10 protein-coding genes are annotated in these 12,691 nt (G+C 71.6%); 1 reads left to right on the forward strand and 9 read right to left on the reverse strand.

What is annotated here, in order from left to right; translation table 11 throughout:
- Nucleotides 1–92 precede the first annotated feature (92 nt).
- Genes purU through glyA form a run of 6 tightly spaced genes read right to left on the reverse strand, consistent with a single transcriptional unit; the run spans nucleotide 93 to nucleotide 7,189 of the window.
- Entirely contained in the window at nucleotides 93–944 is an 852-nt protein-coding gene (purU, locus tag ACWCPI_RS08610; protein WP_451037398.1) for a formyltetrahydrofolate deformylase, read from the reverse strand.
- The gene (locus ACWCPI_RS08615) at nucleotides 944–1,546 is read right to left on the reverse strand and encodes a sarcosine oxidase subunit gamma (protein WP_451037399.1); all 603 of its coding nucleotides are present in this window, start codon (nucleotides 1,544–1,546) and stop codon (nucleotides 944–946) included. Before ACWCPI_RS08615 ends, purU begins: the two co-directional genes overlap by 1 nt.
- On the reverse strand, nucleotides 1,539–4,370 hold the full coding sequence (locus ACWCPI_RS08620; RefSeq protein WP_451037400.1) for a sarcosine oxidase subunit alpha family protein: 2,832 nt from the start codon (nucleotides 4,368–4,370) through the stop codon (nucleotides 1,539–1,541). Before ACWCPI_RS08620 ends, ACWCPI_RS08615 begins: the two co-directional genes overlap by 8 nt.
- Nucleotides 4,367–4,648: a sarcosine oxidase subunit delta gene (locus tag ACWCPI_RS08625; protein WP_451037401.1), complete on the reverse strand. Its 282-nt coding sequence runs from the start codon at nucleotides 4,646–4,648 to the stop codon at nucleotides 4,367–4,369. Before ACWCPI_RS08625 ends, ACWCPI_RS08620 begins: the two co-directional genes overlap by 4 nt.
- 10 nt (nucleotides 4,649–4,658) lie before the next feature.
- Nucleotides 4,659–5,879: a sarcosine oxidase subunit beta family protein gene (locus ACWCPI_RS08630; RefSeq protein ID WP_451037402.1), complete on the reverse strand. Its 1,221-nt coding sequence runs from the start codon at nucleotides 5,877–5,879 to the stop codon at nucleotides 4,659–4,661.
- Complete coding sequence (gene glyA, locus ACWCPI_RS08635; RefSeq protein ID WP_451037403.1) at nucleotides 5,876–7,189, reverse strand: serine hydroxymethyltransferase; 1,314 nt, start codon at nucleotides 7,187–7,189, stop codon at nucleotides 5,876–5,878. The genes ACWCPI_RS08630 and glyA overlap by 4 nt, the downstream gene beginning before the upstream one ends.
- A gap of 95 nt (nucleotides 7,190–7,284) precedes the next feature.
- On the opposite strand from glyA, the gene ACWCPI_RS08640 reads away from it, so the two are divergent.
- The gene (locus ACWCPI_RS08640; RefSeq protein WP_451037404.1) at nucleotides 7,285–7,950 is read left to right on the forward strand and encodes a GntR family transcriptional regulator; all 666 of its coding nucleotides are present in this window, start codon (nucleotides 7,285–7,287) and stop codon (nucleotides 7,948–7,950) included.
- Between the two features lie 105 nt (nucleotides 7,951–8,055).
- Here the strand turns inward: ACWCPI_RS08640 and ACWCPI_RS08645 are convergent, their stop codons facing one another.
- From ACWCPI_RS08645 to ACWCPI_RS08655, 3 genes are all read right to left on the reverse strand, one after another.
- Nucleotides 8,056–8,451, reverse strand: coding sequence for a cytidine deaminase family protein (locus ACWCPI_RS08645; RefSeq protein ID WP_451037405.1), 396 nt, complete (start codon nucleotides 8,449–8,451; stop codon nucleotides 8,056–8,058).
- A gap of 218 nt (nucleotides 8,452–8,669) precedes the next feature.
- Nucleotides 8,670–9,971, reverse strand: coding sequence for an MFS transporter (locus ACWCPI_RS08650; protein WP_451037406.1), 1,302 nt, complete (start codon nucleotides 9,969–9,971; stop codon nucleotides 8,670–8,672).
- The gene (locus ACWCPI_RS08655; protein WP_451037407.1) at nucleotides 9,968–11,110 is read right to left on the reverse strand and encodes a PLP-dependent cysteine synthase family protein; all 1,143 of its coding nucleotides are present in this window, start codon (nucleotides 11,108–11,110) and stop codon (nucleotides 9,968–9,970) included. The genes ACWCPI_RS08650 and ACWCPI_RS08655 overlap by 4 nt, the downstream gene beginning before the upstream one ends.
- Between the last annotated feature and the right edge of the window lie 1,581 nt (nucleotides 11,111–12,691).

Below are 12,691 nucleotides of genomic sequence, written 5' to 3' on the forward strand. Positions count from 1 at the left end.
GGTGAGCCGACTGCCGGTGGCCTTCAGCCGGTTCGGCGCCCCGGCACGCGCACCCGCACCGCGTCCGGTGACCCGCCGTCACCACCCGCCGGTCAGCGGAGCACCACCGTCCTCCTGCCCTGGACGAACACCCGTCCCTCGCAGTGCCAGCGCACCGCCCGGGCCAGGGCCGCCGACTCCGCGTCGCGGCCGATCGCGGCCAGGTCGTCGGGGGTGTGGCTGTGGTCGACGCCGATGACCTCCTGCGCGATGATCGGCCCCTCGTCGAGGTCGGCGGTGACGTAGTGGGCCGTCGCGCCGACGAGTTTGACGCCGCGTTCGTGGGCCTGGTGGTAGGGCTTGGCGCCCTTGAAGCTCGGCAGGAACGAATGGTGGATGTTGATCACGCGGCCGGCCAAACGGGTGCACAGGCCGTCGGACAGCACCTGCATGTAGCGCGCGAGCACCACCAGGTCGACGTCGAAGGAGTCGACGAGTTCGAGGAGCCTGGCTTCGGCCTCGGGCTTCGACGTGGCGGTGACCGGCACATGGAAGAACGGGATGCCGTGCCAGGTGACCAGTGCCTCGTGGTCGCGGTGGTTGGAGACGACCGCGACCACGTCGATGGGCAGGTCGCCGCTGCGAGTGCGGAAGAGCAGGTCGTTGAGGCAGTGGTCGTAGCGGGACACCATGATCAGTACGCGGCGCCTGGTGCCGACCGGTTCGACGTGCCACCGCATGGCGAACGGGGCGGCCACGGCGGCGAAGTCACGGCGCAGCGCGGCCGTGTCGTCGTCGGTGGTGAACCGGACCCGCATGAAGAAGTGGCCGTCGCGGCGGTCGCCGAACTGCTGGTTGTCGATGATGTCGCTGCCGTGTTCCAGCAGGAACCGCGAGACGGCGTGGACGATGCCGGGCGCCTCGGGGCAGTCCAGGGTGAGCACGTGCTCGGCCGACGTCTCCATCAGGGCACCTCCGGTCCGCTGAACTCGCCCATCGCGTCGATGAGCCAGCGCCCGAGGTAGTCGGCGAACGAGGAGCGCGGCAGCAGGCGGTACGTCGGCGCGTCGTCGACCTGCCAGAGGAGCACCGCGACGGGGCCGACCGTGGTCGACACCGCCCGGCCGGGTCCGAAGGCCCGGGGATGCAGGTCCAGCGGGCAGCCCTTCTCCAGCACCTGCCGGGCGGACGGGCCGCGAAGCTCCAGCGTGGTGCGGTTCGCGGACACGTCGACGACCGAACCCGGAGCGTCACCGAGGGCGTCCCCCAACTCCGCGGTCCCTTCTTCGGGGGACAGCACGAGCCACTCGTCGGGGCCGAGCCAGACGACTGTGCGGGAACCGGACGCGGTGGTGTCGCCGCAGGCACGCGGCAACGGCGCACCCAGCGCCTTCTCCACCCGCTTCGCCGCTTCGGACCCGGGCGCGACCCGCAGGTTCACCATGGTGAGGAACGGGCGTTCGGTGAGCGCGACGCCGCGGGCACCGGTGACGGCGGCGGCGTGCATCCGTTCCGCCAGATGGGCCAGCGGACTTCTGCGCAGCGTTGCGATACCGGGGTCAGCCATCTCGCTTGGTCCCTTCCGGGTCGTAGAGGACGCAGTCGGCCACCTCGACGGGCACCAGGTCCTCGCCCACCGGGGCGAGCAGGGTCTCGCCGATCCTGGCCCGCCCGCCGGTGACGAGGGCGAGGGCGAAGGGACGGCCGAGGGCCGGGCTGTGGTAGCTGGAGGTGACGTGGCCGAGCATCGGGACCGGGGTGGCCTCGACGCGCACGTCGCGTGCGACGACCTGCGTCCCCTCGGGCAGCCGGGTCGTGCGGTCGACCGGCAGCAGAGCCACCAGCTGTTTGCGGTCCGCGCGTGAGGTGTCGGCGCGGGAGAAGGACCGTCTGCCGATGAAGTCCTTCCGGGTGGAGACCGCCCAGGACATGCCGGCGTCCTGCGGGGTGACGGTGCCGTCGGTGTCCTGGCCGACGATGATGTAGCCCTTCTCGGCCCGCAGCACGTGCATGGTCTCGGTGCCGTACGGGGTGATGCCGTACGGCTGCCCGGCCTCATGCACCTGTTCCCAGACGGACAGTCCGTACCACGCGCAGACGTTGATCTCGTAGGCGAGTTCACCGGAGAAGGAGATCCGGCAGATGCGGGCCGGGATGCCGGAGGCCAGGGTGGTCTCGCGGAAGGCCATGAAGGGGAACGCCTCGGCGGACAGGTCGACGTCCGGTGCGAGATGGGCGACGACCTGGCGTGAGCGGGGGCCGACCACGGCGATCGTCGCCCACTGCTCGGTCACCGAGGTGCAGTGGACGGCGAGTTCGGGCCACTCCGTCTGGAGCCACTCCTCCAGCCAGTCCAGGACGCCCGCGGCGCCGCCGGTCGTGGTGGTCATGAAGTAGCGGTCGTCGTCGAGGCGGAGGGTCACACCGTCGTCGAAGATCATGCCGTCGGGCCTGCACATCACGCCGTAGCGGGCCATGCCGGGCTTGAGTTGCTTGAAGGCGTTGGTGTAGACGCGGTTGAGGAACTCCCCGGCGTCCGCGCCCCGGATCTCGATCTTGCCGAGGGTGGAGGCGTCCATGAAGGCCACTGCCTCGCGGGCGGCGCGGCACTCACGTGCCACGGCGCTCTGGATGTCCTCCCCGGGCCGCGGGTAGTACCAGGGGCGCTTCCACTGCCCCACGTCCTCGAACCGTGCCCCGTGCGCCACGTGCCAGCTGTGGATGGAGGTGGTCCGCTCGGGGTCGAACAGCTCGCCGCGCTCGCGTCCGGCCAGCGCGGCGAAGGCGACCGGCGTGTACGGCGCCCGGTAGGCCGTGGTGCCGATCTCTCCCGGTGAGCCGCCGAGGACCTCGGCGATGACACCGATCGCGTTGACGCCGGACGTCTTGCCCTGGTCGCTCGCCGTGCCGAGCGAGGTGTAGCGCTTGACGTGCTCGACGCCGCGCATGCCGGCTCCGGTGGAACGCAGGACGTCGGCCACCGTGACATCGCGCTGGAGGTCGACGAAGTGGGTGTCCCAGCCGCCGTCAGGGCCCGGTACCAGCCACAGGGGGCGCGCGTCAGGACGTACCTCCCGGTACGGGACCGTGGGCACCGGCACCGGGAACCCGGCCTGCGTCGCGGCGACCGCGCCCGCCCGCGCCCCCTCCGCCAGACAGCCGTCGAGGTCGTACGTCCCGCGCGCGGCACCCACCACCTGCTGGTCCCGTACCGTCCCGTCGGGTACGAAGGCGACCAGGTCCGTGTCCCAGCGCAGCTTGCCCTGACGCTGGCTGTGCAGGTGCACCACCGGGCTCCAGCCGCCCGACACGGCGAGCAGGTCGCAGTCGAACGACCCGGCCGTGTCCAGGAGTCGGCCGTCGGCGTCGATCCCCGCGACGGTGACCGAGGTGATCCGCCCCTCCCCCGCCGTGTCGACGACCGCGCTGCCCGTCAGGACCCGTACACCGGTCGCGGCGGCGGTCTCGGCGGCCCGCGCGGACAACTCGGCGCGGGCGTCCACGACCGCGGCCACCACGACGCCCGCCGCGTGCAGGTCGGCCACCGTGTCGTAGGCGCTGTCGTCGGTCGTGCCGACCACGGCCCGTGAACCCGGGGCGACCGCGTACCTGTTGAGGTACTCGCGCACGGCCCCGGCGAGCATCACCCCGGGCCGGTCGTTGCCGGCGAAGACCAGCGGACGCTCGTGCGCGCCGGTCGCCAGGACCACCTGTCGGGCGCGGATGTGCCACAGCCGCTGCCGCGAGACGCCCTCGGGGGCGTCGGGTCCGAGGTGGTCGGTGCGGCGTTGCAGCGCCAGTACGTAGTTGTCGTCGTACGACCCGAAGGCCGTGGTGCGCGGGAGTACGAGGGCTTCCGGGGCGGCGTCGAGGGCCGCGCGGGCTTCGGCGGCCCACCGCGCGTCGCAGGGCAGCGGACCACCGGGCTCGGGCCGCTCGTCGACGAGGAGCACGCGGGCACCGGAACGGGCGGCAGCGGCGGCGGCCGAGAGCCCGGCGGGTCCGGCGCCGACGACCAGGACGTCGGTGTGCACGTACTTCTTGTCGTAGACGGCGGGGTCGGGGGTGGGGTCGAGCCTGCCCATGCCGGACAGCGTGGTGGCGGACAGGCCGTCGTGGAGTTCCACGGTCGTGGCCGCCAGCATGCCCTCCGAGCACGAACCGTCCAGCTGCACCAGGGCGTTGGGCTCCTCGACCCCCGCGGCGACGATGCCGCGCGGGCGTCCGCGGTAGAGCGAGGGCGCGACCTCGACGAGGCCGTTCGCCAGCATCGCCGAGGCGAGGGTGTCCCCGGGATGGCCGGTCAACTCCCGTCCGTCCACGGTGAAGCGCAGCACGGTGCCGCGGTCGATGCGGCCGCCCCGCGGGAGCCGGAAACGCTGGTCGGTCATCGGTTGCCTCCGGGGCGGGGCTCGTCGGGCCGGTAGGAGGCGAGCACCTGGTGGGTGGCGGTGTCGCGCAGGACGTTGAACCAGCGGCGGCAGCCGGTGCTGTGCACCCACCGCTCGGCGAAGGGGCCCTTGGGGTTGTCCCGGTAGAAGACGTACTCGGCCCACTGCTGGTCGGTGAGGTCCGCGGGGTGCTCGGGATAGGGGACGTGGGCCTGTCCGCCGTAGTGGTACTCGGTCTCGTCGCGAGGGCCGCACCACGGGCAGGTGATGAGAAGCACGGGGTCCTCCTCAGTGGGCCACGGCTGCTGCGCCGTGTTCGTCGATCAATGCGCCCGTCGTGAAGCGTTCGAGGGCGAAGGGGGCGTTCAGCGGGTGCGGCTCGCCGTGGGCGAGGGTGTGCGCGAAGGTCCAGCCGGCGGCCGGGGTGGCCTTGAACCCGCCGGTTCCCCAGCCGCAGTTGACGTACAGGCCCTCCATCGGGGTGCCGCCGATGATCGGGGAGGCGTCCGGGGTGACGTCGACGATTCCGCCCCAGGTGCGCAGCACGTGCGCCCGTGCGAAGACCGGGAAGAGTTCGACGGCCGCGGCCATCTGCCGTTCGATCACGTGGAAGGAGCCGCGCTGCCCGTAGCCGTTGTACGCGTCCACGCCCGCGCCCATCACCAGCTCGCCCTTGTGCGCCTGGGAGACGTACACGTGCACGTGGTTCGACATGACCACCGTCGGGTGCACGGGCTCGTGGAGTTCGGAGACGAGAGCCTGGAGGGGGTGGGACTGCACGGGCAGCCTCACCCCCGCCAGTTCGGCGAGCACACTGCTGTGACCGGCCGCCGCGAGACCCACCCGCCCGGCGTGGATACGGCCGCGGTTGGTCTCGACGCCCACCACCCGGTCGCCGTCCTTGAGGAAGCCGGTGACCTCGCAGCCCTGGATCAGGTCGACGCCCCTGTCGTCGGCCCGGCGGGCCAGGGCCCAGGCCACGTGGTCGTGTTTGGCGATGCCGGCGCGCGGCTGGAAGGTGGCGCCGAGCACCGGATAGCGGGTGCGGGGCGAGACGTTGAGGATGGGGCAGACCTTGGCGACCTCGTCCGGTTCGAGCCACTGGGCGTCGACTCCGTTGAGGCGGTTGGCTCCCACGCGGCGCATGCCCTCGCGGACGTCCTGGAGGGTGTGCGCGAGGTTGAGGACCCCGCGCTGGCTGAACAGGAAGTCGTAGTCGAGTTCCTCGGGCAGTTGCTCCCACAGCTTGAGGGCGTGCTCGTAGATCGCCGCGCTCTCGTCCCAGAGGTAGTTGGAGCGGATGATCGTGGTGTTGCGGGCCATGTTTCCGCCGGCCAGCCAGCCCTTCTCCAGGACGGCGACGTTCGTGATGCCGTGGTTCCTGGCGAGGTAGTAGGCGGTGGCCAGGCCGTGGCCGCCCGCGCCCACGATGACGACGTCGTACGAGGAGCGCGGCTCGGGGTTGCGCCACAGGAAGTCCGGGTGCTCCGGCAGCGGCTCGGCGGTCATGCGGCAGCTCCGTTCGCGTGGGCCAGGTGGCGGTAGAGGGGGAAGGCGGCGGCGAGTCGCCCTACCCGGGCGCGCAGTGCGTCCTCGCTCTGTTCGCCCTTCAGGGCCTCGGCGATGACATCGGCGACCTCACGGAACTCCGCCTCCGCGAAGCCCCGGGTGGCCAGGGCCGGGGTGCCGATCCGCAGCCCCGAGGACACCATCGGCGGACGCGGGTCGAACGGCACGGCGTTGCGGTTGACGGTGATGCCGGTGCGGTGCAGCCGGTCCTCCGCCTGCTGCCCGTCCAAGGCGGACGCGCGCAGGTCGACGAGGACCAGGTGGACCTCGGTGCCACCGGTGAGGACGGTGATGCCGGCCTCCGCGACATCGTCGGCCAGCAGCCGCCCGGCGAGGATCCGGGCGCCGTGCAGCGTTCGCTGCTGACGCTCCCTGAACTCCTGTCCCGCCGCCACCTTGAAGGCCACCGCCTTCGCCGCGATCACGTGCTCCAGCGGCCCGCCCTGCTGCCCCGGGAAGACCGCGGAGTTGATCTTCTTGGCCAGGTCGGCACGGCTGAGGATCACCCCGCCGCGCGGGCCGCCGAGAGTCTTGTGCGTGGTGGTCGTGACGACGTCGGCGTACGGCACCGGGTTCGGGTGCAGGCCCGCCGCCACCAGTCCGGCGAAGTGCGCCATGTCCACCAGGAGATACGCGCCCACCGCGTCAGCGATCCGCCGGAACGCGGCGAAGTCCAGCTGTCGGGGGTAGGCGGACCATCCGGCGACGATCATCTTCGGTCGGTGCGCCAGGGCGAGCCGCTCGACCTCGTCCATGTCGATGCGCATGTCGGACTCGCGCACGTGGTAGGGCACGACGTCGTACAGCTTGCCGGAGAAGTTGATCCGCATGCCGTGGGTCAGGTGGCCGCCGTGCGCCAGGTCGAGGCCGAGGATCGTGTCGCCGGGCTGGAGCAGGGCGGACATGGCGGCCGCGTTGGCCTGGGCGCCCGAGTGCGGCTGCACGTTCGCGGCCTCGGCGCCGAACAGTTCCCGTACCCGGGCGATGGCCAGCTTCTCGATGACGTCGACGTGTTCGCAGCCGCCGTAGTAGCGGCGTCCCGGGTAGCCCTCGGCGTACTTGTTGGTCAGGACCGAGCCCTGGGCCTCCATGACGGCGGCCGGCGCGAAGTTCTCCGAGGCGATCATCTCCAGCGTGGACTGCTGGCGGTGCAGTTCGGCGGCCACGGCGTCGGCGACGTCCGGGTCGAGTTCGCCGAGCGGGAGGGAGAGAGGCGAGGTCAGCGTGGTGGTCGACGGGGTCGTTGCCATCTGTGCACCGTCCTGGGAGCCGGCTAATGCGCAACTGATATATCAGACTGTGCGGTACGGTATGGGAGCTCGCCGACGAGGTCAAGGGGGCATTCATGCAGCAGGCGGCGACCGCGCCCGTCAGCGAGGAGCCGACCCTCGCCGAACGCGCCTACCGCGCCATCCGGGACCGGCTGGTCATGCTGGAGATCCGTCCGGGCGCGCCGATCAACGAGGAGCAGCTGGGGCAGTCCCTCGGGGTGGGACGCACACCGGTGCGCGAGGCCCTCAAGCGGCTCCAGTACGAGCGGCTGATCGCCACCTACCCCCGGCGCGGCACCTTCGCCACCGAGGTCAACATCACCGACCTCGCCCACATCTCCGAGGTGCGGCAGGAGCTGGAGCCGCTGGCCGCCGCCCAGGCCGCGCGGCGCGCCACGGCTGCCGACCGGGCGGCTCTCACCGCCCTGCGCAGGGAGCTGGGGAGCACGGACTCCCGCCGGCAGGACTCCACCGCTCTGATGCATCTGGACCTCCAGGTGCACCGCGCCATCTACGCCGCCGCGCACAATCCGTACCTGGAGGACACCCTGGTCCGCCACGACAACCTCGCCACCCGGATCTGGTGCCTGTTCATCGACCGCCTGTCCGACATGGCCGGCCACGTCGAGGAGCACGGACCGCTGATCGACGCGATCGTCGCGGGTGAGCCCGAGACGGCGGCGCGGCTGGCCCGCAGCCACGTCGAGGACTTCGAGCGGGCCGTTCGCGCAGCGATCTGAGCGGCCGGCCGTGCGGGCTACCCCCGGCGCCCCGTCTCGCGCGCCCTCGGATTCGGGGCAGGAAGAAGCTGGGCGGTGTCAGCCCGTGCCGAGCGGTGCGGTGGTCTAGGCCTCCACCTGGTGGTCGGCCCAGACGTAGCTTGCGGGCAGCAGGTCGATGATGAGGGCGGTTCGGATGCGGCCGCCCTCACCGACGATGACCTTGAGGGCGGGGAAGTAGTCGAGAAGGACCTGCCGGCACCGGCCGCACGGCGGAACGACCCCGCGGCCGCGGTCGCCGACGGCGACGATCGTGTCCAGCTCATAGGCGCCCTGCGCGGCCGCCGCACCGATGAGGACCAGCTCGGCGCAGGGGCCTGAGGTGAAGTGGTAGGCGTTCACCGCGGTGACGATCCGGCCGTCCTTCACGCGGGCCGCGGCTGCCATGGTGTGGTTGTCGCCCCTGCAGCGCGTGCGAGCGACGTCAGCCGCGGCCTGGATGAGTTCGTGGTCCACGTCCACGTGCTGGGTCCGCGTGGTCTAGGGCGGAGCGAGCAGCTCGGACAAGTCGGCTGCACGGTGCGCGTCGTAGCGCACCGCGCGGAAGGGCCGGAGCCGCAACGGGGTCGGTTCGGGAAGGGAAACGAAGGGGGCGGGCATCGAAGGCTCCCGGATCAGGCAGGTCCAGCAGGGGCGGGGCACGCTGCCGTGCCCCGCCCCCGGGCCGGTGGGCCGGTGGGTCAGACGGTGGCGGCCAGCGGCTCGGACGCGGGCGGTGCCGCCAGCCGGCCGGTTCGGTGCAGGCTGTACAGGGCGGCCGCGCACGCCAGGCCGAGCGCGCACAGCGTGAGCCACGGCAGCGCGGGCATGCCGGCCGCGCGGGCGGCGTCGAGCGCGGCGCCCGTGCCCAGGTTCCCGACGGTGATACCGATACCGCAGACGGTGTTGTACAGCCCGTAGTGGGTGGCGACGAGCCGGTCACCGCTGAGGCGGACGATGGTGTCCATCTCGAACGGGTAGGCGATCATCGTGCCGACGGCCAGCAGCAACGCGGCGAGCGTCGGGGGCACCGCCGCGAGCAGCCACAGCCCGATCCGGGACTCCGGTACGGGTACGGCGGTGGCCGTCAGCAGCGGAACGAAGGCGAGGCCCATCGCCGTCAGCCCCCGCACGAGCGCCTGTCCGGGCTCGTACCGCGCCTTGCACCACGCCGTCACCCGAGTCTGGCCGAGGATCGTGCTCAGCCCGGACACGGCGAACAGCACCGCCACCGCAGCCGTGCCGAACTCCCCGTCGCCGCCGAGCCGACGGACCTCCAGGGGCAGCGCCAGGTAGACCTGGAAGGACAGGACGTACGACCCGATCATGGCGACGGAGAACAACACGAACGGCCGGTTGGCGAGGATGCCGCGCCACTGGGCGAGCACGCCCTGACCACCGTCGCTCTCCTGCCGCCCGGCGTCCTCGGACCGCCGGGCGGGCAGCGCGCGGATCTGTACGACGCTCAGCAGCGCGAAGATCCCGGCCGCCACCAGGCAGGTCACGCGGAAATCGACCCCGGTCAGCACCATGCCCACCAGCGGGCCCAACAGGATGCCGGCCTGGTAGAACACGTTGAACAGGGCGAACGCCTCGACCCTGCGCTCCCCCGCGTCGGCCGCGAGGTATGCCCGTACCGCCGGATTGAACAGCGCACCGGCCAGCCCGGTGGCCGCGGACGCGGCCAGCAGCGCGGGCAGTGAGTCCACCAGCCCGAGCGTGGCGAAACCGAGCGTACGCAGCACACACCCGGCGACGATCATCGGCTTGTAGCCGAGCCGGTCCGCGAGCGTCCCGCCGACCAGGAACATGCCCTGCTGACTGAAGTTCCGCACACCGAGGACGAGTCCGACGATCCACCCGGCGAGTCCCAGCGTTCCGGACAGGTGGGCGGCCAGGTACGGCATCAGCATGTAGAAGCCGAGGTTGATGGTGAACTGGTTCACCATCAACAGCCGGACACTGCGTTCGTACGACCGGACCTGGGTGAACAGCCCCCTCACCGGCCCTCCTCAAAGGAGTCGGACCCGGCAGCCGGCGCGACCTCGGCGACGTCGCGCTCCGCGCCTCGCAGAGCGAGGGGATCGACCACGGTGGTGCACCGGGTCCAGCGCGTGACCTCCTTCTCGTCCAAGCGGCCGATCAGCTCCGGTTCGGGCGCCGGCGGCGAGTCCAGCAGGCCGTGGGCGGCGCAGTAGTCGTCGTCGTAGACCGTTCCCAGGTAGCGCTGCGGGCCGTCGGGGAAGATCGCGACGATCCGTGCGTCCGCAGGCATCGTGCGGGCCAGCCAGCCGGCCACCAGCGCGACCGCGCCCACGCTCCAGCCTCCGGTGGCGTAGTGGGAGGCGGCCAGTCGGCGGCAGGTCCACACCGCCTCGGCCGGGGCCACCCAGTGCACTTCCGAGAAGCTCCCGTAGGCGACGTTTCGGGGATGGATGCTGGAGCCCAGCCCGCGCATCAGCCGCGGCCGGGCGGGCTGGCCGAAGATCGTCGAACCGGTGGTGTCCACTCCCACGACGGTCAGCTCCGGGTAGAGCTGCCGCAGCACCCGGGTGACGCCCGCGGAGTGACCGCCGGTGCCGACACTGCACACCAGCACGTCGATGTGGCCCATCTCGGAGCCGAGTTCGAGGGCCAGCGGGGTGTAGGCGGCCACGTTGTCCGGGTTGTTGTACTGGTCCGGGCACCAGGCATCCGGATGCTGCTCCAGCAGCCGCTGCACGCGGTCGCGGCGTGCCTGCTGCCAACCGCCCGTCGGATGCGGCTCCGAGACGACGTTGACCTGTGCTCCGTACGCGGTCAGCAACCGGGTCATGGACAACTCCAGCCCCGGATCGGTGACCAGGGTGACCGGATGGCCGTACACCATCCCGGCCAGAGCCAGCCCCAGACCCAGGGTCCCGCTGGTGGACTCGATGATCCGTCCGCCGGGCCTCAGGTCGCCGCGCGCGCGGGCCCGCTCCACCATGTGCAGCGCCGGACGGTCCTTGATGCCACCGGGGTTGAACCCCTCAAGCTTCGCCCAGAAGCCACGTCCGGCAGGGGCCAGCGGCTCCGAGATCCGCAGCAGTGGGGTGTTGCCCACCAGGCCGCACAGGGCGGACCGGCCCGGGTCGACCGCGGGCTTGGTCAATGACTGCATCTCTATGTGCTCACTCTCGCTCGATGAATACCGGGTGCGGGTTCATCTCGCGTGTCATGGCCCTGGGGCAGACCGGGAGTCCGCGCTCAGGCATGGGCACGCGGCAGCCGAGACATCGGTCGGCTGCGAGCGAGTGGCCTAGATCCGCCACCGCGACGTGACGACGATTGCCACACGGCCGTTGCGTGTGCGGCGACGTCTACGGCGTTCGTGCCGTACTAGGGGTCGTCCCAGCGGCAGGGACACGGCGAGGAGTACCACGACGGCCGGCGCGCCGAGCGGAGGATCCTCACCGGACTGAGCCGCGGTACGCACGACCACGTCCGCCACACAGTCCTCGGCCCCGTGGGGAGCGTGGGGTCCGTGAGGTTCCTCGCCCGGAGCCGTCGCCGAGAATCCGGCCGTGCCCGGCACCGGTGCGTGCGTCTCCTCGGACACGCAGTGCATGACGGCGCACAGAATGAGCGCCATCACGAAGGTCCCGCGGATCGCCGAGACCAATCGGCGCCACGACGGTGAACCGCGTGTTGCCCAGGGGGCGTTCGCAGGCGTACGGAAAGGTGTCGGCACAGGTCCTCCGCGCTGCTGCCCGTCTCCGGCAAGGACGGAGTGAGGCGCAGACATGGGTGGGGGGCAGGACGGCTTCGACGAACGTGACGGCCCATCATGAACACGGGAGCAGACACTCGTCGCGCACCACCAGCCGAACCGGTGACAGCCGGCAGGCCAGTTGGAGGAGTCCGTACTCCTAGACCTGCTGCACCACGGAGACCGCTCTCAGCGCGGCGGGAGACGCACCGTCCATGGGCCTGCCGGCGGCCGGCCCACGCACGGTCGAGCCACCGCAGGAACTGGTCGATTCGCGGACCGACCCCGCACAGCATGGCGACACCGGGGCGGGACTCTGCTGAGGCTGTCCGGGTGCGCAGTGCTCGCCGGGGTGGGACGTCTCATGGCCGCCATGATGATCGTCGGCGGCGGCGGCGAACTGCGGCGCAGGCTCGTCCGCTGTATGACGGACGCCATCGCCCTGCAGTGCGGCGGGGATGGCTGCGCCGGTCGAGAGGTGTCCCTGGACACTCTCCACGTGAATGCCGTGTGTCACGAGGAAGCCGGACAGCAGCACGGCCAGGGCCAGCACACGCAGCAGCGGACCCGCACCGGAGCGGGTCCTGACGATGCGCCAGGGCGACCAAGCCGTAACCATGCCGTGATCCTAGCGGCTCGACGGCAGTGATCGAACACCAGCTCCGGAACACTCGGTGAACTCGTCAAGGGAATGGCTTGTTCGCTGCGGCGACAGAGTCCGGCCACTGCGTGAGGAGGCTCCTCGCGCTCGGTCGCCGTCACAACGACGGCAACGGCAGCTGGCGACCGCCGCGCACCCCAGCGCCTGATCGACGTGATCTGTCCGCCGATTCGGTCCCGTGCCCGAGTCGCCCACGCCGCAACCAAGCCCGAACCGGCGTGCCAGGGACTGGAGAGCATCCCAGCCTGCCTGGCCTACGCCGGTGACCACGACGCCCGTCCGGCCTGCGGGCGGATGACGGCCGGCGGCAGGAACCGCCACAGCAGGAGCGT

This window comes from Streptomyces sp. NPDC001920 (genome assembly GCF_053594495.1).

Excerpts from the sequence above, each read along its gene's own strand:
- purU (WP_451037398.1), bottom strand. The coding sequence starts at position 944 with ATGGAGACGTCGGCCGAGCACGTGCTCACCCTGGACTGCCCCGAGGCG.
- ACWCPI_RS08615 (WP_451037399.1), bottom strand. The coding sequence starts at position 1,546 with ATGGCTGACCCCGGTATCGCAACGCTGCGCAGAAGTCCGCTGGCCCAT.
- ACWCPI_RS08620 (WP_451037400.1), bottom strand. The coding sequence starts at position 4,370 with ATGACCGACCAGCGTTTCCGGCTCCCGCGGGGCGGCCGCATCGACCGC.
- ACWCPI_RS08630 (WP_451037402.1), bottom strand. The coding sequence starts at position 5,879 with ATGACCGCCGAGCCGCTGCCGGAGCACCCGGACTTCCTGTGGCGCAAC.
- glyA (WP_451037403.1), bottom strand. The coding sequence starts at position 7,189 with ATGGCAACGACCCCGTCGACCACCACGCTGACCTCGCCTCTCTCCCTC.
- ACWCPI_RS08640 (WP_451037404.1), top strand. The coding sequence starts at position 7,285 with ATGCAGCAGGCGGCGACCGCGCCCGTCAGCGAGGAGCCGACCCTCGCC.
- ACWCPI_RS08655 (WP_451037407.1), bottom strand. The coding sequence starts at position 11,110 with ATGCAGTCATTGACCAAGCCCGCGGTCGACCCGGGCCGGTCCGCCCTG.